This window comes from Brevundimonas sp. SH203, assembly GCF_002157625.1.
Lineage (GTDB): Bacteria > Pseudomonadota > Alphaproteobacteria > Caulobacterales > Caulobacteraceae > Brevundimonas.
Genome location: NZ_BDMM01000002.1, coordinates 484633 through 505970, shown reverse-complemented (window position 1 = coordinate 505970; position 21338 = coordinate 484633). Strand labels below are relative to the sequence as shown.

23 protein-coding genes are annotated in these 21338 nt (G+C 67.3%); 13 read left to right on the top strand and 10 right to left on the bottom strand.

Annotated elements, in window-relative coordinates; translation table 11 throughout:
- Window positions 1-127: 127 nt before the first annotated feature.
- The 5 genes from SH203_RS06465 to SH203_RS06445 all read left to right on the top strand — a co-directional run bounded on the left by SH203_RS06465 (window position 128) and on the right by SH203_RS06445 (window position 5609).
- Window positions 128-415 carry a YciI family protein gene (locus SH203_RS06465; RefSeq protein WP_087120019.1) on the top strand — a complete coding sequence of 96 codons (288 nt, stop codon included), beginning with the start codon at window positions 128-130 and terminating at the stop codon, window positions 413-415.
- Window positions 416-502: 87 nt separating this feature from the next.
- Entirely contained in the window at window positions 503-1177 is a 675-nt protein-coding gene (locus SH203_RS06460) for a DnaA ATPase domain-containing protein (protein WP_087120018.1), read from the top strand.
- Window positions 1178-1305: 128 nt separating this feature from the next.
- The gene (locus SH203_RS06455; RefSeq protein ID WP_087120017.1) at window positions 1306-1809 is read left to right on the top strand and encodes a DUF3617 family protein; all 504 of its coding nucleotides are present in this window, start codon (window positions 1306-1308) and stop codon (window positions 1807-1809) included.
- A 96-nt stretch (window positions 1810-1905) separates the two neighbouring features.
- The gene (locus tag SH203_RS06450) at window positions 1906-4122 is read left to right on the top strand and encodes an RNA degradosome polyphosphate kinase (RefSeq protein ID WP_087120016.1); all 2217 of its coding nucleotides are present in this window, start codon (window positions 1906-1908) and stop codon (window positions 4120-4122) included.
- Window positions 4122-5609 carry a Ppx/GppA phosphatase family protein gene (locus SH203_RS06445; protein WP_087120015.1) on the top strand — a complete coding sequence of 496 codons (1488 nt, stop codon included), beginning with the start codon at window positions 4122-4124 and terminating at the stop codon, window positions 5607-5609. Before SH203_RS06450 ends, SH203_RS06445 begins: the two co-directional genes overlap by 1 nt.
- Window positions 5610-5772: 163 nt before the next feature.
- Here the strand turns inward: SH203_RS06445 and rnd are convergent, their stop codons facing one another.
- Window positions 5773-6921 carry a ribonuclease D gene (gene rnd / locus SH203_RS06440; protein ID WP_087120014.1) on the bottom strand — a complete coding sequence of 383 codons (1149 nt, stop codon included), beginning with the start codon at window positions 6919-6921 and terminating at the stop codon, window positions 5773-5775.
- Window positions 6922-7000: 79 nt separating this feature from the next.
- Here rnd and purM point away from each other — a divergent pair, with 79 nt between their 5' ends.
- On the top strand, window positions 7001-8038 hold the full coding sequence (gene purM, locus SH203_RS06435; RefSeq protein ID WP_087120013.1) for a phosphoribosylformylglycinamidine cyclo-ligase: 1038 nt from the start codon (window positions 7001-7003) through the stop codon (window positions 8036-8038).
- Between the two features lie 158 nt (window positions 8039-8196).
- Here the strand turns inward: purM and SH203_RS06430 are convergent, their stop codons facing one another.
- Window positions 8197-9807, bottom strand: a complete 1611-nt coding sequence (locus SH203_RS06430; protein ID WP_087120012.1) for a S10 family peptidase — start codon at window positions 9805-9807, stop codon at window positions 8197-8199.
- A 140-nt stretch (window positions 9808-9947) separates the two neighbouring features.
- Here SH203_RS06430 and purN point away from each other — a divergent pair, with 140 nt between their 5' ends.
- Together purN and SH203_RS06420 are read left to right on the top strand one after the other, a co-directional pair.
- Entirely contained in the window at window positions 9948-10550 is a 603-nt protein-coding gene (purN, locus tag SH203_RS06425; protein WP_087120011.1) for a phosphoribosylglycinamide formyltransferase, read from the top strand.
- Window positions 10551-10808: 258 nt separating this feature from the next.
- Window positions 10809-12860 carry a M13 family metallopeptidase gene (locus SH203_RS06420; RefSeq protein ID WP_087120010.1) on the top strand — a complete coding sequence of 684 codons (2052 nt, stop codon included), beginning with the start codon at window positions 10809-10811 and terminating at the stop codon, window positions 12858-12860.
- 79 nt (window positions 12861-12939) lie between these two features.
- Here SH203_RS06420 and SH203_RS06415 read toward each other — a convergent pair whose 3' ends face one another.
- From SH203_RS06415 to SH203_RS06400, 4 genes are all read right to left on the bottom strand, one after another.
- Window positions 12940-13140 carry a YMGG-like glycine zipper-containing protein gene (locus tag SH203_RS06415; RefSeq protein WP_087120009.1) on the bottom strand — a complete coding sequence of 67 codons (201 nt, stop codon included), beginning with the start codon at window positions 13138-13140 and terminating at the stop codon, window positions 12940-12942.
- Between the two features lie 179 nt (window positions 13141-13319).
- Window positions 13320-13739 carry a nucleoside-diphosphate kinase gene (gene ndk / locus SH203_RS06410; protein ID WP_017504672.1) on the bottom strand — a complete coding sequence of 140 codons (420 nt, stop codon included), beginning with the start codon at window positions 13737-13739 and terminating at the stop codon, window positions 13320-13322.
- 92 nt (window positions 13740-13831) lie between these two features.
- A complete protein-coding gene (locus tag SH203_RS06405; protein WP_087120008.1) occupies window positions 13832-14251 on the bottom strand; it encodes a type II toxin-antitoxin system VapC family toxin in 420 nt (139 codons plus the stop codon).
- Window positions 14248-14589 carry a type II toxin-antitoxin system Phd/YefM family antitoxin gene (locus SH203_RS06400; RefSeq protein WP_087120007.1) on the bottom strand — a complete coding sequence of 114 codons (342 nt, stop codon included), beginning with the start codon at window positions 14587-14589 and terminating at the stop codon, window positions 14248-14250. The genes SH203_RS06405 and SH203_RS06400 overlap by 4 nt, the downstream gene beginning before the upstream one ends.
- Window positions 14590-14635: 46 nt before the next feature.
- Here SH203_RS06400 and SH203_RS06395 point away from each other — a divergent pair, with 46 nt between their 5' ends.
- Together SH203_RS06395 and SH203_RS06390 are read left to right on the top strand one after the other, a co-directional pair.
- Window positions 14636-16558: an ABC-F family ATP-binding cassette domain-containing protein gene (locus SH203_RS06395; protein WP_087120006.1), complete on the top strand. Its 1923-nt coding sequence runs from the start codon at window positions 14636-14638 to the stop codon at window positions 16556-16558.
- Window positions 16555-16797, top strand: coding sequence for a DUF2164 domain-containing protein (locus SH203_RS06390; RefSeq protein ID WP_087120005.1), 243 nt, complete (start codon window positions 16555-16557; stop codon window positions 16795-16797). The genes SH203_RS06395 and SH203_RS06390 overlap by 4 nt, the downstream gene beginning before the upstream one ends.
- 224 nt (window positions 16798-17021) lie before the next feature.
- On the opposite strand, the gene SH203_RS06385 is transcribed toward SH203_RS06390, so the two are convergent.
- The gene (locus SH203_RS06385) at window positions 17022-17723 is read right to left on the bottom strand and encodes an AIM24 family protein (protein ID WP_087120004.1); all 702 of its coding nucleotides are present in this window, start codon (window positions 17721-17723) and stop codon (window positions 17022-17024) included.
- 126 nt (window positions 17724-17849) lie between these two features.
- Here SH203_RS06385 and SH203_RS06380 point away from each other — a divergent pair, with 126 nt between their 5' ends.
- Entirely contained in the window at window positions 17850-18650 is an 801-nt protein-coding gene (locus SH203_RS06380; RefSeq protein WP_087120003.1) for a DUF4198 domain-containing protein, read from the top strand.
- A gap of 23 nt (window positions 18651-18673) precedes the next feature.
- Here SH203_RS06380 and SH203_RS06375 read toward each other — a convergent pair whose 3' ends face one another.
- Window positions 18674-18895, bottom strand: coding sequence for a DUF3126 family protein (locus tag SH203_RS06375; RefSeq protein WP_375600716.1), 222 nt, complete (start codon window positions 18893-18895; stop codon window positions 18674-18676).
- Window positions 18896-19072: 177 nt separating this feature from the next.
- Here SH203_RS06375 and SH203_RS15495 point away from each other — a divergent pair, with 177 nt between their 5' ends.
- Window positions 19073-19213, top strand: a complete 141-nt coding sequence (locus tag SH203_RS15495; RefSeq protein ID WP_159457542.1) for a hypothetical protein — start codon at window positions 19073-19075, stop codon at window positions 19211-19213.
- A gap of 6 nt (window positions 19214-19219) precedes the next feature.
- On the opposite strand, the gene cysE is transcribed toward SH203_RS15495, so the two are convergent.
- Both cysE and SH203_RS06365 read right to left on the bottom strand, forming a co-directional pair.
- A complete protein-coding gene (gene cysE / locus SH203_RS06370; protein WP_087120001.1) occupies window positions 19220-20047 on the bottom strand; it encodes a serine O-acetyltransferase in 828 nt (275 codons plus the stop codon).
- Window positions 20048-20064: 17 nt separating this feature from the next.
- Window positions 20065-20694: an NUDIX hydrolase gene (locus SH203_RS06365; RefSeq protein WP_087120000.1), complete on the bottom strand. Its 630-nt coding sequence runs from the start codon at window positions 20692-20694 to the stop codon at window positions 20065-20067.
- A 45-nt stretch (window positions 20695-20739) separates the two neighbouring features.
- On the opposite strand from SH203_RS06365, the gene SH203_RS06360 reads away from it, so the two are divergent.
- Window positions 20740-21333, top strand: coding sequence for a nitroreductase (locus tag SH203_RS06360; RefSeq protein WP_087119999.1), 594 nt, complete (start codon window positions 20740-20742; stop codon window positions 21331-21333).
- The last annotated feature ends 5 nt before the right edge of the window (window positions 21334-21338 follow it).

The window sequence follows — 21338 nt, the reverse complement described above, 5'->3', positions numbered from 1 at the left end:
GTCGCCGTCGGCGCCGGAAATCGAAGCGGCGTAGGGCGCATCATCGCCCCGGAAAGTCAAGGTTTCAGCCGTTGCAAAGGCCTGTGTCGCGCATCATACCCACCCGCATCTCCCATACGAGGCCGCCATGTTCATCGTCACCATCACCTACACCCAGCCGATCGAAGCGATCGAGGCGCGGACGGTCGAACATCGCGAATGGCTGGACCAGCACGTGGCCAGCGGGCTGATCGTGGCGGCCGGCCCCATGGTTCCGCGCACCGGCGGCATTCTGGTGGTCGCCAGCCGGATCAGTAAGGACGAACTCGCGACGCTGCTGAAGGACGATCCCTTCATGGTTCACGATCTGGCCGACTATAAGATCACCGAGTTCAAGGCGGGCAAGCTGAACCCCGCCATGGTCCCGTTCGCCTGATTTCATCCACAACGACGCAGCTTCCCTCCCCGGAACCAACAGAGGGGCGCCGACGCGGTTAATGTCGACCTCTGCTAAGACGAGGGCATGACCGCGCTCGGCGCCCCGTCCCGTCCGACCACCGAACAGCTGCGTCTGCCGCTGGAGCGCCACGCCGTGGGCGAGGCCTTCGTCGTGTCGGACAGCAACGCCGAGGCCGCCGCCGCCCTGGCCCGCTGGCCCGACGGGGTCGGGGCGGTGCTGGCGCTGCATGGCCCGGCGGGGTCGGGCAAGAGCCGTCTGGGCGCCGACTGGGCCGAACGGGTCGGGGCCTCGCCCCTGACCGGCGCGGAAGCGGCCCTGATCGATCCGCAGGAGCTGGAGGGCCGGCCGGTCCTGCTGGACGACGCCGACCGGGCCGACGACGAGAGCCTGTTTCACCTGATCAACCTGGCCAGCTCCGGCGGCGGGGCGCTGCTGCTGGTGTCGCGCCTGGCGCCGCGCCAGTGGTCGGTCGCCCTGCCCGACCTGCGTTCGCGGCTGGATGCGGTGCGGACGACGGCGGTCCAGCCGCCCGACGACGCCGTGCTGTCGGCCATATTGCGCGCCCGGTTCTCGGAACGCAGCATCGCCCCCGCCGACGAGGTGATCGACTATCTGGTGCGCCGGCTGGACCGATCCGGGGACGCGGCGGCCCAGGTGGTCGAACGGCTGGACGCCCTGCACCGACCGGTGACGCGGGTTCTGGCCCGCCAGGTGCTGGACGGCATGGATGCCCCCTGACCGGCCGCCGTTCGGGGATACCCACAGCTTCCCGAACAAAAGCGAAGCTTAATTTTGAACGCTTAGCTTGGCCTTTTCGTTAGGCACCGTGGAGCCGTCTTGCGCTCCTACAAACGGGAAACGTCCAAATGCGTGTTCAGCTTGTCATGATTTCCGCCGTCGCCCTGCTCGCGGCCTGTTCCAACGGCAATGAGGCCAAGACCAAGAAGGAAGAGACGGCGGCGGCTCCGACCCCGGCGTCGATGCCGGCCCCGCAGCCCGGTCTGTGGCAACAGACGGTGTCCAGCGCCAATATGCCGCAACCGACGACCATGAAGATCTGCATTGGCGAAGCGACGCCCGGCTCCAACCCCTTCAACACCCAGCAGGCCGGCGTCACCTGCAGCGAGAACTCAGTCAAGTCGGTCCCCGGCGGCGCCGAATTCCACGCCGTCTGCAACGCTCAGGGCATGACGGTGACGTCCGACGGCAAGGTGTCGGGCGACATGCGCACCGCCTACAAGGTGGACATCACCACCAAGACCACCGGCCCCAATGTGCCGGCCGCCATGGCCGACATGAAGATGACCGTCGACGCCAAACGCCTGGGCGACTGCCCGGCCGGCACGGCGCCGAACACCATCGTCCAATAAGCGGGACGGCCGGGGCGCCCTGCGGGTGGTCCCGGCCCTTCACGTTTTTCGCCGCGCCCGCTTGCGGCCGTCACAGACGCGCGCGAGAACCGGACCATGACCGACGCCGCGATCCATGACGACACCCGAGGCGAGGAGGTTCCCGCCTCTCGCGCCCCGCAGCTGGCCCTCAGCGAGGAGTTGATGGCCTCGCCCAGCCGGTTCTTCAATCGCGAGACGTCCTGGCTGGCCTTCAACGAGCGGGTGCTGGAAGAAGCGGCCAATCCGAACCATCCGCTGCTGGAACGCCTGCGGTTCCTGTCCATCTCGGCCAACAATCTGGACGAGTTCTTCATGACCCGCGTGGCCGGCCTGAAGGGGCAGTTGCGCGAGCGGGTGCGGGTGCTGTCGGCCGACGGCCTGACGCCCGCCGAACAGCTGGAGCGGATCAACATCGCCGCCGGCGAGCTGATGGCCGAACAGCAGCTGCGCTGGCGTCAGCTGAAGAAGGAGCTGACCGTCGCCGGCATCGAGGTCGTCGATCGTCAGAAGATCACCAAGACCGAGCGCGACCGGCTGGAACCCGAGTTCCTGAACCAGCTGTTCGCGGTGCTGACGCCGCTGGCCATCGACCCGGCGCACCCCTTCCCCTTCCTGCCGAACCTGGGCTTCTCCCTGGCGCTGAAGCTGAAGCGGAAGGGCGAGACCAAGACCTTCTACGCCCTGGTGCCCGTGCCGACCCAGGTGCGCCGGTTCTGGGTCCTGCCGACCGACGGCCGGTCGACGCCGGGGCACAAGCGGTTCATCACGCTGGAAAACGTGCTGCTGCTGTTCATCGACCACCTGTTCCCCGGCTGCGAGGTCCAGGAAAAGGGCGTGCTGCGCCTGATCCGCGACAGCGACATCGAGATCGAGGAAGAGGCCGAAGACCTGGTGCTGGAGTTCGAGGAGGCGCTGAAGCAGCGTCGCCTGGGCTCGGTCGTGCGGGTCAAGATCGAGGCCGCCATGCCCGACGACCTGCGCGACTTCATCGTCGGCGAGCTGGAGGCCGCGCCCCAGGACGTGGTTCTGGTGGACGGAATGCTGGGTCTGGCCCAGCTGTCGGACCTGATCGGCGGCGGCCATCCCGACCTGAAGTTCAAGGGCTATGAGCCGCGCTATCCCGAGCGGGTGCGCGATAACGGCGGCGACGTCTTCGCGGCGATCCGCGAAAAGGACATGCTGATCCACCACCCGTTCGAGAGCTTCGACGTGGTGGTGCAGTTCCTGCGTCAGGCCGCGCGCGACCCCAACGTCATCGCGATCAAACAGACGCTGTACCGCACCTCCAAGGACAGCCCCATCGTCGCCGCCCTGATCGAGGCGGCCGAGAACGGCAAGAACGTCACCGCCTTGGTCGAGCTGAAGGCGCGGTTCGACGAGGAGGCCAATCTGCGCTGGGCGCGGGCGATGGAGCGGGCGGGCGTCCACGTCGTCTTCGGCTTCGTTGAATACAAGACCCACGCCAAGCTGAGCGTGGTGGTGCGTCGCGAGGGCGAGGGCCTGCGCACCTATTGCCACTTCGGCACCGGCAACTATCACCCGGTCACGGCCAAGATCTACACAGACCTGTCGCTGTTCAGCTGCGATCCCGTCCTGGGGCGCGACGCGACCAAGGTGTTCAACTACATCACCGGCTATGCGACGCCTGACCATCTGGAGGCGCTGGTGGTCTCGCCGCTGAACATGAAGTCCACCCTGATCGAACTGATCGGCAAAGAGATGTCGGCCGCCGCCATGGGCAAGCCCGCCGCCATCTGGGTCAAGCTGAACTCGCTGGTGGACGTGGAGATCATCGACGCCCTCTACCGGGCCAGCCAGTGGGGCGTGCGGATCGACCTGGTGGTGCGCGGCATCTGCTGCCTGCGGCCCGGCGTGACGGGCCTGTCGGAGAATATCCGGGTCAAGTCCATCGTCGGCCGCTTCCTGGAACACAGCCGCATCGTCTGTTTCGCCAACGGCAAGGACCTGCCGCACGACAAGGCCAAGGTCTTCATCTCCTCGGCCGACTGGATGACGCGCAATCTGGATCGCCGGGTCGAGCTGATGACGCCGATCCGCAACGCCACCGTCCACGACCAGGTGCTGGACCAGATCATGGTCGCCAATCTGAAAGACGACGCGCAAAGCTGGGTTCTGGACGCCGAAGGGCGCTATACCCGCGTCCCGCCCGCCGATCCCGAACGGCCCTTCTCGGCCCACAAATACTTCATGACCAACCCCAGCCTGTCCGGGCGCGGCCGCAAGGCCAAGAGCCTGCCCGCCGTCCTGCGTTATGAGCGTCCCGGCCGCTGATGCCCGACCCCGTGCTGACCGACCGCGACATCGCGGCCATCGACATCGGCTCCAACTCGGTGCGGCTGGTGCTGTACCGGCTGGAGGGCCGGGCGATCTGGACCGTCTATAACGAGAAGGTGCTGGCCGGCCTGGGCCGCGACCTGCCGACGACGCGCAAACTGTCGCCCGAGGGGGTTGTCATGGCGATGACGGCGCTGCGCCGCTTCGCCGCCGTGCTGGAGGGCGTGCGCCCGGACGCCACCCTGATCGCCGCCACCGCGGCCGTGCGCGAGGCCCTGGACGGGCCGGAGTTCTGCGAGCGGGTCGCCGCCGAGACCGGGCTGAACATCCGCGTCCTGTCGGGCGAGGAAGAGGCCAAATACGCCGCCATGGGGGTATTGGCCGGCGCCCCCCAGGCCCAAGGCGTCTCGGCCGACATGGGCGGCGCCAGTCTGGAGCTGACCCGGCTGAACGGCGACGGGGTCGAACATGGGCTGACCCTGCCGCTGGGGCCGTTCGCCCTGGCCGACGGCAAGGGGTTCGACGCCGACCGTATCAAGGCCCGCATCGACCAGGCCCTGAAACCCGTCGCGGCCCAGTTCAAGAGCGAGCGCCTCTATGCCGTGGGCGGCGCCTGGCGCACCCTGGCCCAGGTGCAGATGGCGCTGAAATCCTATCCGCTGCGGGTCGTGCATCAGTATCAGATGTCGGCCGAGGACGCGCTGGAGACCGCGCGGCTGGTGGCGCAACAGTCGGCGGCGGGTCTGGCCAAGCTGCCGGGCGTGTCAAAGAAGCGGGCCGAGACCCTGCCTTACGCCGGACTGGTGCTGGAGGCGCTGATCAGGCACCTGGGCCTGAAACAGATCGAGATGTCGGCCTGGGGCGTGCGCGAGGGCCTGCTGTTCGAGACGCTGGACGAGGCGACGCGCACGGCCGATCCGCTGCTGGCGGGCTGCAAGGCGCTGGGCGGACGCCAGGGCGTGGCCCCGGCCCTGCCCGGCGCGCTGAACGGCTGGATTTCCGAGATCGTCGCCGCCCTGCCTCCGGCCTTCGGGCAGGACCGCGACGCGGTTCTGACCTCCGCCGCCTGCCGGTTAGCCGACCTGGGTGCGCGCCTGCATCCCGATCACCGGCTGGAACTGGTGTTCGACCAGGTGTTGCGCGCGCCGGTCGCCGGCATCAGCCACGTCGAGCGCGCCTTCCTGGCCAGCGCCCTGAACGCCCGTTACGGCGGCGGCCCCGCCACACCCCAGCCCGAGGTGATCGACCGGCTGCTGGGCGGCGACGCGGCCCGACGCGCCCGCGCCCTGGGCCTGGCCATCCGCCTGGCCTGCGACCTGTCCGGCCGCTCGCCCCAACTGCTGGCCAATGCGACGGCCAGGGTGAAGGGCGGCGACCTGCGCCTGACCGCCGCCGAAGGCTATGCCGACGTCCTCTTGGGCGAACAGACGAAGAAGCGCGCCAAGGCCCTGGCCGAGGCGATGGAGTTGGGGCTCAAAATATAAGACAATCCGTCTCCTCCCCGCTTCGCGGGGAGGTGGCTCGGCGCTTCTTCAGCGCCGTGACGGAGGGGTTCTTCAACGCATCGCAGGCGCGCGTGGGACTTCAGAAGCCCCTCCACCGCTTCGCGGTCCCCCTCCCCATTACATGGGGAGGAGACGGACGACCCTATTCGATCTCGACGACCTCGACGCGCGCGCCGTTCAGGACCAGGGCGATCTCGCCGCGTTTCAGCTTCAGCGCATCTTCGCCGAAGATCTGGCGGCGCCAGCCCTTCATGGCGTCGATGTCGGCGTCGTCGCTGATGGCGATCTTCTCCAGATCGGCGACCGTGGCGATCAGTTTGGAGGCCACGCCGGCGTTGTCGCTCTTGGCCTTCAGCAGCACCTTCAGCAGTTCGACCACCGACGGCGGGGCGGGCTGGCGATGGGCGGGGCGTTCCATCTCCGGCGCATGCGCCTCGGGATCGGCCAGAACGCGCTTCAGCTCCTCGGACAGCTCCAACCCCAGGCGCGAGCCGCCGAAGCCCTTGGGCACGGAGCGCAGGCGGTTGAAGGCGTCCGGGTCGGTCGGGGTCTGCTGGGCGATCTCGTCCACGCCCTCGTCTTTCAGGATGCGACCCCGCGGCTGGTCGCGCTCCTGCGCCGCGCGCTCGCGCCAGACGGCGACGGCCTTGAAGGCGGCCAGGTATTTGGCCGAGAACTTCTTGGGTTTCAGCCGCTTCCAGGCGTTTTCTGGATTGGTGTCGTAAAGGGCCGGATCAGTCAGCCCCTCCATTTCCGACATCACCCAGTCCAGACGGCCTTCCTTCTGCAGCCGATCGCGCAGCTTGGGATAAAGCGCCGCCAGATGGGTCACGTCGCCGAGCGCATAGACCAGTTGGTTCTCCGACAACGGCCGGCGGGCCCAGTCGGTGAAGCGGCTGCCCTTGTCCACCTCGATCCGCAGCGTCTGCCGGACCAGCGAATCATAGGCCACCTGCTCGCCGAAGCCCGCCGCCATAGCCGCGACCTGGGTGTCGAACAGGGGTTTGGGCATGGCGCCCAGCCGCACGAAGATCTCCACGTCCTGTCGGCAGGCATGGAAGACCTTGATGATCGTCTCGTCGCGCAGCAGGTCCAGGAACGGCGTCAGGTCCAGTCCCTCGGCCATCGGATCGATGATGGCGGCGTGATCGGCCGAGGCGGCCTGGATCAGGCACAGCCGGGGCCAATAGGTCGTTTCCCGCATGAATTCGGTATCGACCGTGATGAAGGGCGCGGAGGATACGCGGGCGCAGAACGCGGCCAGCGCCTCGGTGGTGGTGATCGGCGTCATTCCGATGCTATAGCCCCCCGCAACCCATGTGTGGCAAGACCCGCGCTGCATTTCCGCCCCGATTCCAGGCCCAAGACCCATGAGCGACACCCAAAAGCCTCTCGAAAACGGCCTGACCTACGCCGATGCGGGCGTGGACATCGACGCCGGCGAAATGCTGGTCGAACATATCAAGCCCCTGGCGAAGTCCACGGCGCGTCCGGGATCGGAGCCGTCGCTGGGCGGTTTCGGCGCCCTGTTCGACCTGAAGGCCGCCGGGTTCGAGGACCCGCTGATCGTCACCACCACCGACGGCGTGGGCACCAAGCTGAAGATCGCCATCGAGACCGGCCGCCACGACGGCGTCGGCGTCGATCTGGTCGCCATGTGCGTCAACGACCTGCTGGCCCAAGGGGCCGAGCCGCTGCTGTTCCTCGACTATTACGCGACCGGCCGGCTTGAGATCGACGCCGCCCGCCGCGTCGTCGCCGGCATCGCCGAGGGCTGCCGTCAGGCCGGCTGCGCCCTGGTCGGCGGCGAGACCGCCGAAATGCCGGGCATGTACACCGAAGGCGACTATGATCTGGCCGGGTTCAGCCTGGGCGCGGTCGAGCGCGGCCACGCCCTGCCCTATCTGGATCGTCAGGCGGCGGGCGACGTGATCATCGGCCTGGCCTCCACCGGCCCGCACTCGAACGGCTATTCGCTGGTCCGCAAGGTGGTCGAGAAGTCCGGCCTGGCCTGGGGCGATGACGCGCCGTTCGCCAAGGACCGCTCGCTGGCCCAGGCCCTGATGGAGCCGACCCGCATCTATGTGAAGCCGGTCCTGCCGATCATGAAGGCGGGTCTGGTCAAGGGCGCGGCCCACATCACCGGCGGCGGCCTGATCGAGAACCCGCCCCGCTGCATCGCCGAGGGGCTTCAGGCCCGCTTCGACTGGAACGCCTGGCCCATGCCGGCCGTCTTCCAGTGGCTGGCGGAAACCGGCGGCATCAGCGACCACGAGATGCGCCGCACCTTCAACTGCGGCGTCGGCTTCATCCTGATCGTCGCGCCCGAAAACGCAGAGCCGGTCCTCGCCGCCCTCCTCAACGCCGGCGAAGTCGCCTTCGTCTGCGGCCAGCTGGAAGCGGCCTAAACATCACCTCGTCACCCTCGGGCTTGTCCCGAGGGCCCACCGTTCCTGCGGAACGATGGGTAATGGGGCAAGCAACTGTCAGACACTCCAAAGGCTATTATCTGCATCCACCGTGGGCCCTCGGGACAAGCCCGAGGGTGACGGAAGGTTGGGTTGCCTTACCGAACCCCGCCGTTCGCCGTCTCGGCGTAGAAGCGGGACAGGTCCGTGTGCAGCTTCACCAGGGCGTCGTGGCTCAGGTACATCATGTGCCCGCCCTCGTAGTAGGTGAACGCCAGATTCGGCCGCAGGCTGGGCTCCAGCATCATCTGCGCCAGGTCGAACTCGGTCGAGAAGAAGGGCGTGGCGGCGTCGTAATAGCCGTTCAGCGACATCACTTTCAGATACGGATTCCGCCGCATCGCCGTGGCCAGATCGATGGCCGTGTTCGGCGTCGTCTGCGGCCCGCCGACCGGCGGACGGTGGCTCCAGTTCCAGTTGAAACCGGGCAGGCCCCGCGCCGACATCCGATATTCCACGTCGGTCTTGTAGTTCAGCTGATTGGCCACATAGTCGCGGAAGATGCCGAAATAGGCCCCCGTGACCGCCGAGCTGGACGGATCGTCCTCCGGCTCGCCGCCCGAGGCGTCCTCGTCCAGACCCAGATAGCGGGTGTCCAGACGGCCGATGGTCTGGCGCCGGTCGCGCAGAAGCTCCTTGCGGAAGGCGCTCAGGTCCACCCGCATATTGGCGTTGTCGATGAAGGTGGTCGACAGGCCGGTCAGCTCACTCATCTGGCGCACGATCTGGGCGCGTTCGGCGTCCGAGATCATATGCCCCTTGGCCAGTGCCGAGGCGTAGGGGCCCAGGGCGAAGTCGCGCGCCCGCTGGACCTGCTCCTCCACGGTCGCGGCGGGATTGGCCAGCTTGCGGTGATACCAGGCGGTCGCCGCATAGGTCGGCAGCAGGGTCACATAGTTCTGAGGATAGCCCGGCTGGCGCACGCCGTAGTTCATGATCGAGGACAGCAGCACCACCCCGTTCAGCGACATCCCCCGGTCTTCCAGCTGGAAGGCCACAGCGCCGGTCCGCAGGGTGCCGTAGGATTCGCCGATGATGTATTTCGGGCTGGACCAGCGGCTGAACTTGGTCGTGTAGCGCATGATGGCGCGGGCGAAGGCGTCGGCGTCGCCGTCCACGCCCCAGAAGGTCGAACCCGGCGTCTCGCCCAGCGGGCGCGAGAAGCCCGCCCCCACCATGTCGATGAAGACCAGGTCCGTCTGGTCCAGCAAGGTCTGGTCGTTGGGACCGAAGGCGAAGGGGGCGGGCCGCACCACGGTCGGCTCGTCGGTCTGGACCCGCATCGGCCCGAACGACCCCATGTGCAGCCACACGGTCGGAGAGCCCGGCCCGCCGTTGTACAAATAGGTCACAGGCCGCGTCCCCACGGGCTGACCATCCAGCGTATAGGCGGTGTAGAACAGGCTGGCGGTCGGCATTCCCGCATCGTCGCGAATGGTCAGCGTCCCCGCCGTCGCATGATAGCGCAGGGTCTTGCCGTGGGCGTTGACCGAATGGGCGGTGACGACCTCGGTTTCCTGCACCGGGGCGCGGGCCCAGTCCTTCTCGATGACCTCGGCGTTGGCGTTGCGGAAACGGTCGGCCGCCGAGCGCATGGACGCGCCCCCGCCGTTGGTGCTGCTGCTGTTGGCGCCGCTGTCCTGAGCCAGCGCCGCCACGGGCGCACCCAGCATCGCGGCGATGGCCGCGAGGCAGATCAGTCTGTTCATGCGATACTCCCCTGTACGCGCCGACCCGCAACCCCTCGCCGCGCGATCGACGTTACACGCTAACGTCCCGGCGCAGCCGACGACAAGGGCCATTCGCGTTTCGCCTTGCCAAGCGTCGCCCGCCCGGCCAATGCGGGGCCATGTCGTCCCAAGCCGTCACACCCGTCCGCGTCGCCGTCCTGATTTCCGGGACCGGATCGAACATGGCCGCCCTGATCGATGCGGCGCAGCAGACGGACAGCGGCTATGAGGTCGCGCTGGTGCTGTCCAATATCGAGGGCGCGGGCGGTCTGGCCGTTGCGGCGGCGAAGGGCGTGGCGACGGCGACGGCGCCGCACAGGCCGTTCGGCAAGGACCGCGAGGCGCACGAGCGGGCCGTGGACGCCGTGCTGCGGGACGCCGGGATCGAGGTCGTGGCCCTGGCTGGATACATGCGCGTGCTGACTTCCTGGCTGGTCGGCGGCTGGCGCGGGCGGATGCTGAACATCCACCCCAGCCTGTTGCCCCTCTATCCGGGCCTGGACACCCACGCCCGCGCCATCGCCGCCGGCGACGCCGAAGCGGGCTGCACCGTGCATCTGGTGACGGAAGGCGTCGATGAAGGCCCGATCCTGGGCCAGGCGCGCGTGGCGATCGTGGCGGGCGATACGCCGGAAGCCCTGGCCGAACGGGTGAAGACGGCCGAGCATGAGCTTTATCCGCGCATGCTGGCTGCGTTTTGCCGGGATCTGGAGCGGGGCTGAGCCCTTTCTCCATTCGCTAGCCCCCTCCCTGCCCGTTCATCCCCGCGAAGGCGGGGACCCAGTGTTTTGGGCGCTCCAGTGTTTGGATGCGGGTCTGTCCAGAAATCCACGACAACCCATCCTGCGACAGAACTGGGTCCCCGCCTTCGCGGGGATGAGCGGATGGGGAGGACGATCGAACATTACGAAAACGTCATGCGACAGACCGCCGCACCGGCGCGATGGTGCGGCCGTTCAAAATCGGGACCTCTTTTCTTCATGACTCGCATTCGTCTGATGGCCGCCTGCTCGGCCTGCATCGTCGTCGCCCTGACCGGCGGCGCGGCCTCGGCTCAGGACCATTCGCACGGCGCCGCCGCCGCGCATCCTTTCGGCGCCTGGGGCTTCGACCTGGCCGGGCGCGACATGACGGTGAAGCCGGGTGACGACTTCAACGAATACGCCAACGGCACATATCTGCGCACGACCGAAATCCCGGCGGACAAGGCCCGGTTCGGCCCGTTCGACGTCCTGTATGAAAACGCCCAGGCCCAGCTGAAGTCGATCATCGAGGCCAGCGCCGCCAACCCCGTCAACGCCAACGCCCAGAAGGTCGGCGCCCTCTACGCCAGCTTCATGGACGAGGCCCGGATCGAACAGCTGGGCGCGACGCCGCTGGCCGCCGACCTCGCGGCCGTCAAGGCGGTCAAGGATCACGCCGACATGGCCCGCCTGATGGGCGAGAGCCACTCCGGCTTCGGCGGCTCCCTGTTCGGTATCAGCGTGTCGGAAGACCTGCGCGATCCCAAGATCAACACCGCCTATATCAGCCAGGGCTCGCTGGGCCTGCCGGATCGCGACTATTATCTGAAGCCTGATTTCGCCGCCCAGCGCGAGGCCTATCTGGCCTATCTGACCACCACCCTGACCGCCATCGGCTGGACCGATCCGGCCAAGACCGCCGCCGACATCGTGGCCTTCGAAACCAAGGTCGCCGAGAAGCAGTGGAGCCAGGTCGAGCGTCGCCAGATCGACAAGCTGTACAATCCCGCCAAGGCGTCCGACCTGCCGACCCTGGCCCCCGGCTTCGACTGGCGCGCCTTCCTGACCGGCGCCCAGGTCGCGGATGTCGAAAACTTCGTCCTAGCCGAGAACACCGCCATTCCGGCCATCGCCCAGGTGTTCGCCGACACGCCCGTCGAGACGCTGAAGGCCTGGCAGGCGACGCAGATCGTCGATCAGGCCAGCCCCTATCTGTCCAAGGCCTTCGTGGACGCCCGCTTCGACTTCCGCGGCAAGACGCTGCGCGGCCAGCCGCAGAACCGTCCGCGCTGGAACCGGGGCGTGGCCCTGGTCGACGGCCAGCTGGGCGAAGTCCTGGGCCAGGAATACGTCCGCCTGCACTTCCCGGCCTCGTCCAAGGCCCAGATGGACGCCCTGGTCGGCAACATCCGCGACGCCATGACCGAGCGGCTGAAGACCCTGGACTGGATGAGCGAGCCGACGCGCGAACAGGCCCTCTACAAGATGTCCAGGTTCGGGGTGAAGATCGGTTATCCCGACAAATGGCGCAGCTATGACGGGCTGGAGCTGACGTCCGGCGACCTGTACGGCAACGTCGAACGCGCCGCCGCCTTCGAATGGGCGTGGCAGCGCGGCAAGATCGGCAAACCCGTCGATCCGCTGGAATGGGGTATGACGCCCCAGACGGTGAACGCCTATTACAACCCGCCGCGCAACGAGATCGTCTTCCCGGCCGCCATCCTGCAGGCGCCCTTCTTCGATCCGAACGCGGACCCGGCCATCAACTATGGCGGCATCGGCGCGGTGATCGGTCACGAGATCACCCACGGCTTCGACGACCAGGGCCGCAAGTCCGACGGCGACGGCGTGCTGCGCGACTGGTGGACGCCGGAAGACGCCGCCCGCTTCGAAGAACGCGCCAAGGTGCTGGGCGCCATCTACGACAAGCTGGAGCCGATCCCCGGCATGCACGTCAACGGCGACCTGACCATGGGTGAGAACATCGCCGACCTGGGCGGCCTGCTGCTGGCGCTGGACGCCTATCACAAGTCGCTGAACGGCCAGCCGGCGCCGGTCATCGACGGCCTGACGGGCGATCAGCGCGTCTTCCTGGGCTGGGCGCAGGTCTGGCGCGAGAAGTCGCGCGAGGCGGCGATGAAGGAACAGCTGACCACCGATCCGCACTCGCCCGGCCCGGTGCGCGCCGCCACCTCGCCGCGCAACATCGACGCCTGGTACGCCGCCTTCGGCGTGTCGCCCGACCAGAAGGAATATATCGCGCCCGACGCCCGCGCGCGCATCTGGTAAGCGCGCCGGATCTCGGACGTGGAAAAGGCCCAGAGCGAACGCTCCGGGCCTTTTTGTCATCCGGGGTTTTAGCCCGCGATCAGCGGGGCTTGGTCGCCGCGCCGGCGACGGCGCCGATGGCGGCGCCCGCCACGGTCGAGCCGGTGTTGCCGCCAATGACCTGACCGGCGACCGCGCCGCCCAGGGCGCCGGTGGCGGCGCGTTGTTCCATGGTCTGACCACAGGCGGCCAGCAGGGCCACGACGCCGACGACGGGGGCCAGTTTGATGAGGGTCTTCATGAGTCTTCTCCGAGACAGCGAGGGGGACGATGTTGACCGAACTGAAAAGGCCCGCGTCCGGTTCCGAACGCGGGCCTTTCATGAGAGGTGTCGCTATGTTCGGCGCGCGGCGCCTCACGACTTGAGCGAGCATCTTGTCGCCATGCTCGGGACGCGGTCCCGAGCGCGGCCCCAGCGCCTTAGCCGACGATCTGGTCGTCGGTGAAGAACTGGGCGATCTCGATCTTGGCGTTGTCCTGGCTGTCCGAGCCGTGGACCGAGTTTTCGCCGATCGACAGCGCGAATTGCTTGCGGATGGTGCCTTCGGCGGCCTGTTCCGGGTTGGTGGCGCCCATGACTTCGCGATAGGCGGCGACGGCGTTGTCGCCTTCCAGAACCTGAACCACGACCGGCTCGGCGGTCATCTGTTCGACCAGCTCGCCGTAGAACGGACGCTCGGCGTGGACTTCGTAGAACTTCTTGGCTTGCTCGGTCGTCAGCTTGACGCGGCGTTGGGCGACGATGCGCAGGCCGGCGCCTTCGATCACGGCGTTGATCGCGCCGGTCAGGTTGCGGCGCGTGGCGTCGGGCTTGATGATCGAGAAGGTGCGTTCGGTCATGGGAGTGACTTCTTTTGTTTTAGTCGATTGAGGGTCGCGGGCTTATAGCGACGCGCCGCACCTGCGCCAACCCCCGCGCCAAGCCGCTGTCTTCAGCAGGCGATCGCCCGCACATGACCGGCCTCCGCATAGGCCAGAATGGCCCGGTCGCGGGTGACGAGGATCAGGTCGTGAGATCGCGCCGTTGCGATCAGCATCCGATCCGCCGGATCTCTGTGCGCCAGATCGGGCAACTCGCCCACATCGATCATGAGATCGAAATCAAGCGCCAGCAGTCGCGCGCGCGTGGCCCTGACAGCCTTGGCCAGCCAGCCCCTGACATCTCCGGCGATCACAACCTCCAATGACCGTTTCTGGCTGATGATTCCAAGCTCCCAAGCCGTTGCTGCGGAAACATGGACACCGCCGCCGGTGCTGGCCGCCACGATCGCAGTCGCGGCTTCCTGACGGATAGGCTCCCCCAGAACGGTCCAGATCAAGGCGTGGGTGTCAAGCAGCACACCGTCGCTCATTCCTCGCGCAGCCCAAGACCGAGGTCATAGTCAGGATCGTTCAGGTCCATATCGGCCTCGACCGTCGTTCCGAACACCTGTTTGTAAATGGGCTTCGCCAGATCAATGCCTGGGTCGATGGTCAGCGAGCCCTTCATGCTGCCGAACATGCTGCGGGGGTCCCAAGGCTCCTTGGTCGCGGCTTCAGGGGCGACCAGAACGGCGGCCTCCTTGCCCCGCTTGGTGATATGAACCTTGCGGATCTCGCCCGAGTTCACGCGGTCCAGCAGGTCCAGACACTTGGCCTTGAACTCCGTCGCCGTTATGACGACCTCGCCGCTTACAAGATCATACGTCATGACTGGTCATATAGAGATGACCAGTCAGAAAGTCCATGCGCCGCCCATGCTCCAGATCACCGACCTGACCTTCAACGCCTGGGGCCGCAAATTCCTCGTGGACGCCTCCGTCAGCCTGCCGCCGGGGTCCAAGGTGGGGCTGGTGGGGCGCAACGGCATCGGCAAATCGACGCTGTTCAAGCTGATCCTGGGCGAACTGAACGCCAATGGCGACGAGATCAGCCTGCCCAAGACCGCCCGCATCGGCTCGGTCGATCAGGAGCATCCGGCCACGCCCGTCAGCGTCATCGACACCATCCTTGAGGCCGATGTCGAGCGCCACACCCTGCTGGGCCGTCTGGAAACCGCCGAACCGGAGGAGATGGGCGAGATCTGGTCGCGCCTGATCGAGATCGACGCCGACGCCGCCCCGGCGCGCGCGGCCGAAATCCTCGTCGGTCTGGGCTTCGATCAGGAGAACCAGGCCCGGCCGATGTCAGAGTTCTCAGGCGGCTGGCGGATGCGCGTCGCTTTGGCGGCGGCCCTGTTCGCCGAGCCGGACATGCTGCTGCTGGACGAACCGACCAACTACCTCGACCTGGAGGGCGCCCTGTGGCTGGAGGCGCGGCTGAAGAAATACCCGCACACCGCCCTGATCATCTCCCACGACCGGGAAATGCTCAACGAGGTCTGCACCCACATCCTGCACCTCGCGAACCACACCCTGACCCTCTACACCGGCAACTACGACGCCTTCGAAAAGGCCCGCGCCGAGAAGGCCCGGCTGCAGCTGTCGGCCAAGGCCAAGCAGGACGCCGAACGCGCCCACCTTCAGGCCTTCGTGGACCGGTTCAAGGCCAAGGCGTCCAAGGCCGCCCAGGCCCAGTCGCGCATGAAGCGGCTGGAGAAGATGCAGCCGGTGGCGACCACCATCGAGGAGCGCGTCGCCCCCTTCACCCTGCCCTCGCCGCCGCGTCCGCTGGCGCCGCCTTTGATCCGGCTGGAGCGGGCCAATGTCGGCTATGAGCCGGGCAAGCCCATCCTGCGGAACCTGAACCTGCGGATGGACCTGGACGACCGGATCGGCCTGCTGGGCGTCAACGGCGCGGGCAAGTCGACCTTCGCCAAGATGATCGCCGGCGCCTTGGACGTGTCCGAGGGCGAACTGCACCGCGACAGGAAGATGCGCGTCGGCTGGTTCCACCAGCATCAGATCGAGGCGATGGACCCGACGGACACGCCGCTGGAGATCATCCGCCGCGCCATGCCGGACGCGCCCGAAAGCGCCCGCCGCTCAAAACTGGCCCAGTTCGGCCTGGGCTATGAGAAGCAGGAAACCACGGTCGACAGCCTGTCGGGCGGCGAGCGCGCGCGCCTGCTGCTGAACATGGTGGCGATGGATGCGCCCCACGTCCTGATCCTGGACGAACCGACCAACCACCTGGACATCGACAGCCGCCGGGCCCTGCTGGACGCGCTGAACGACTATTCCGGCGCCGTCATCCTGATCACCCACGACCGTTCGCTGATGGAGATGGTGGCCGACCGGCTGTGGCTGGCCGCCGACGGCACGGTGAAGCCGTTCGACGGCGACATGGACGACTACGCCAAGTTCGTCCTCGACCGCGCCAAACAGGCCATCGCCAAGCCTAGCCAGATCAAGAAGGAAGAAGCCAAGGCGAGCTCAGGCGCCCCTCAAGCAGAGAGCGCCAATTCTTCGAAAGTCGGGGGCGCGAACGATAGGGGCAACAAGAAGCGATCCGGTCCCTCGCCGTCCACTCTCCGTCACGCGGTCAAGAAGGCCGAGGAGACCATGAACCGCCTGACCGCCGAGATCGCCCGCATCGACGACGACATGGCCACGGCCTCGGTCAGCAATCCCAAGGCGCTGGAGGGCCTGACCCGCGCCCGCGCCAAGACCGAGGCCGATCTCGCCGCCGCCGAAGCCGCCTGGGTCGCGGCCGAGGAAGCCCTGGCCGAGGTCGCATGACGCCGATCCGCTTCAGCCGCGAGGAGGTCGCCGCCATCACGGCGAAGCTGCGCCCCTATTTCCGCGACGAAATGGATGTCGAACTGCGCGACCTGCCGGCCGAGATGCTGATCGACTTCCTGGCCCGCGAGATCGGCCCCTTCTTCTACAACCGCGCCCTCTATGACGCCCAGGCCGTGCTGAAGAAGAAGGCCGACGACCTCGCCGAGGCGGTCGCCGGCCTGGAACGGGCGGAGTGACGCCGCCCGGCCCCCTCTCCTGGCCACAAGAACGCGGATGACGACCGAGGGGTCAGGTTCAAACGACATTCAGCCTGATGACGTCATTCCGGGGCGTCCGAAGGACGAACCCGGAACCCAGGAGGCGGGCACAAGGCGTTGGATGGAGCCAGCAGCGTGTTCTTGGCCCTGGGTTCCGGGTTCTTCGCTTCGCTCAGCCCCGGAATGACGATTGATTTGGTCCGTCAGCCGCCGCTGTTGGCCTGCATATAGGTTTCCTCGTAGGGCTGGACCACGACCCAGCCCTCGCCGGCGAACTTCATCTGGATGCTTTCGCCCGAGCCTCGGCCCACCAGGGTCTTCAGAGAGATGTCGGTGGCGATTTCGGGCGACAGGCCGCCCGACCAGGCCACGGTGGCGTTCGGGTCGGTGAAGACCGGGCCGGTCGCCGCGCTGACCTTCAGGATCAGCGGCTCGTAGTGAGAGGTGATGGCCACGATGCCGCTGCCGCTCAGCTTCACGTTGAACAGGCCGCCGGACAGCATGCCCGCGACGCGCTTCATCATGGTGATCTGGTTGCTGACGCCGTTTTCCAGCGCCAGCACGTCGTTGCCGTTGACGAAGATGGTCTCGTTGTCCAGCCGCAGCAGGGTGATCTTCTTGCCGGTGTCGGCCAGATAGACGCGCCCCTGGCCCTCCATCTTCATCAGCACCATGCCCTCGCCGCTGACGGCCTTCTTCAGCAGGTTGCCGAGCCCCTGCTCCATCAGGCCCTGACGGGTGAACTTCACCTGTCCGGTGCGCGCTACCATGGCCCCGGACTTGGCCCAGACCGAGCCGTTCAGCCGGACTTCCAGCAGATAGGCGTTCTCCAGTTCGAAGGCTTCGGGACTGACGTCCTTTTCCTTGTAGTCGGCGACGAACTCGGCGACGGTTTTGACGGGCATGACGACCTCGGAGGTGGTTTCGGGGAGGTCGAGCCTGGGCGAACAGGGTTGGGTTAGGCAAGCCCTTAATGTTGCAAACGCCTCTCAATCTTATATTGTTCGCGCGAACGCGAGAGGCGCAGCAGCATGAGCAGACCCATCCTCCACGCCAGTCTTCTGGCTAGCCTGCTGGCCGTATGGAGCGCCGGCGCCGCCCAGGCCCATTCGCCCTATCTGCGACCCAACGTCTTCGACGCCACCAACCGCGACCATGTGACGGTCGAGGCGGCCTTCACCGAGGACGTGTTCAACGCCGAGGTGGTCATGCGCTCGGATCACTTCCATGTCGTGGGGCCGAACGGCGACACGCCGATCACCACCGTCACCTATCTGCGCGACCTGGCGGTGTTCGAGGCGCCGACGCCGGTGGACGGCCTGTATCGCCTGTCGTCCGGCGCGCGCGAGGGTCGGGCGGCCAAGATGTACCAGACCCCCTCGGGCTGGAAGATGGTCGGCGAGGAGGATGCGCCGCCCCCGCCCGGCGCCGAACTGGTCGATGTGCAGAGCATCACGGTCGCGGACGTCTATGTGGTGCGCGGCGCGCCGGACGAGGCGGCGCTGAAACCCTCGGGCCAGGGGCTGGAGCTTCAGCCCCTGATCCAGCCCGGCGACATCGTGGCGGGCGAGGACGCGCCCTTCCGCCTGCTGTTCGACGGCCGGCCGGTCGCAGGCGCCGACGTGACCGTATTTCGCGAGGCGGGCCAATACGACGGCAAGAAGATCGAGAGCGAAACCCGCACCGACGCCTCGGGCCGGATCACGCTGAGGGTCGCCGAACCGGGCGCCTATATGACCCAGGTGCGTCACCGCATCGCCGCCCCGCCCGGCGCCGCCACGCCCTGGCGCAGCTACACCCACACCCTGACCTTCATCGCGCACGCGGGCTGAAGGTCAGGCGGGGCTTATGATCGTCAGTCCGGCAGGTCTTCGGACAGGATGGCCATTTCGAACATGAAGGAGCCTTCTTCGTCCTCGTCCTCGAAGACGATGCCGATGAACTCGTCGCCGACATAGACCTCGGCCGAATCGTTCTGCTTGGGGCGGGCCTTCACGATGATGCCGCCGGTGTTGAAGGTGCGCTTGAGGTGGCCCTCGATGCGCTTCAGGTCGGTGTCTTTCACGGATGGCCTCATAGTCCTGGATTGGCGGCGGACCCTAGAGAAGTCCGGGGGTCAGGGGAACCGCCGACGGTCATTTTCCACCGCGGCGACCGCGAAAGAAAAATGCGCGTCACCGTTCATTTTCCTTTACGGCCCCCGGCGCGCGGCGACGTCAAATAAGTGTCACCGTTCGTTTCGGGGGAAACGCAGATGCTGTTGTCGATCATGGTCGGCGAAGCGCTCTATATCGCTCACCGCTGTCGGCGGGCGCTTCTGGCCTCGCCGGTCATCCTGGCCTGTGCGGTCACGGCCCTGGCCCTGTTCCATCACGGGCCGATCTCGAACGGCTGATCCCGTTCAGATCACGAAATCATAGACCACGTCGGCCAGGGTGTGGTCCATCGTCCGCGCCGGTTCGGCGCCGGTCGGGCAGTTGACCAGGCGCGCGGGCACGCCCGCCACGGTGCAACCGGACGGCACGGCCTTCAGCACCACCGAGCCCGAGGCCACCTTGGCGTAGTCGCCGACGTGGATATTGCCCAGCACCTTGGCCCCCGCGCCCAGCAGGACGCCTTTGCCGATCTTGGGGTGACGATCGCCCCGCTCGGCGCCCGTGCCGCCCAGTGTGACGTTGTGCAGCATGGAGACGTCGTCGGCGACCACCGCCGTCTCACCGATCACGATGCCCGTGCCGTGGTCCAGAAACAGCCCCTTGCCCAGCCGCGCCGCCGGGTGGATGTCCAGCTGGAACAGTTCCGAAATCCGGCTCTGGAAATGGAAGGCCAGGGTCTCGCGCCCCTGCCCCCACAGCCAATGGGCCACGCGCCAGGCCTGCAGCGCCTGGAAGCCTTTGAAATAGAGGAAGGGCTGCAACAGGTTGCGGATGGCCGGATCGCGCTCGGCGACGGCCTGAAGGTCGGCTTCCGCCGCCTCGACCATCGCGGCGTCGGCCTTGAACGCCGACAGGCAGACCTCGCGCACCGACATGGCGCTCATTTCGCCATCGGCCAGTTTGCGCGCGATCTGGAAGCTGAGCGCGCCCGCCAGATCGTCATGCGACAGGATCACCGCATTCATCTGCGAGCCCAGCTGCGGCTCCTCGCGCGAGGCGGCCTCGGCCGAGGCGCGCAGCTGTCGCCACACGCTGTCGACCTGGGTTTCCGCGACGACTTCCAGTTTGGCCATGATCGGCTCCTTCCCCCTCATCCTACCCGCCTCAGCATCGCCTGCGCCAGCGTCTCGGGCAGGTCGCCGTTCTGCGCCATATGGTAGGCCTTGTAGGCCGTCGCCACCGTCAGTCCGTCGCGCACCGTCCCGCGCCCGATCTCGTCCAGCAGATCCAGGAACGGCACGCGCGCGACGGCGATGATCTCGGTCGGATCGGGCGCGGTCGGAACAAGCGACAGGCCCCAGGCGATCCAGGTCCGGCCGATCTCGTCGGTGATGGAGTTGGACATCTCGATCGTCAGCGCCGGCGCCCAGTGTTCGGCGTGCAGCCCCGCCTCTTCCGCCAGTTCGCGCCGCACCCCGTCGAACGGGTCTTCGTCCAGCGGCGCCCCGCCCTCGGGCATTTCCCAGCTATAGTTGGCCAGGGCGAACCGCTGCTGGCCCACCAGGGTCACGGTCCCGTCGTCGTGGACGGGCAGGACGCCGGTGCCCACATTCTTGAACCGCACCACGGCGTAGTCGGCCTTCATCCCCGTGGGCGCCGTCGCCGGATGCCGCGTCAGGGCCATCCAAGGGCTGTCGAACAGCGTCTCGGTTCCGTCGCTGCGCCAGGCCGGCGGCCTGGTCCGCCCTTCGGCCCATTTCGGTTCGTCGCTTTTGCGCATGGGCCACCTATGGCGGATGGGGGGTTGAAAGCCTAGCTAGACGGCATGACCGCGCTTAACGAGCCCCTCCCTCCGCCCGTTCCGTCCAAGGCTTTTCTGGACCGGCTGGCCCTGCGCCGTTCGGCCCCGGCCCAGGCCCTGACCACGCCCGGCCCGTCGCAGGCCGAGTTGGACCACATCCTGGCCCTGGGCGCCCGCACGCCGGATCACGGCAAGCTGTTTCCCTGGCGGTTCGTGGTCCTGGGGCCGCAGTCGCGCGCCGAGATCGCGTCCCGTCTGGCGAGCTTGGTCGAACTCAGGAACGGCCCGGCCAAGGATCAGGCGGTGCTGGCCAAGCTGACGGCCGCGCCCGTCACCATCCTGGTCGTGTCCAGCCCCGTCCCCGGCGCCAAGCCGATCTGGGAGCAGCAGCTTTCGGCCGGCGCGGTCTGCATGAACCTGGAACACGCCGCCGGCGGCTTCGGCTATTCCGCCAGCTGGATCACCGACTGGTACAGCTACGATCCGCAGGCCCTGCCCCTGTTCGGCGTGGGCGAGGGCGAGAGCGTCGCGGGCTTCATCCACATCGGCACGCTGAACGAACCGGCCCTGGAGCGTCCCCGCCCGGAGATGTCCGCCAAGGTCACACGCCTGCCGTAAGCCGG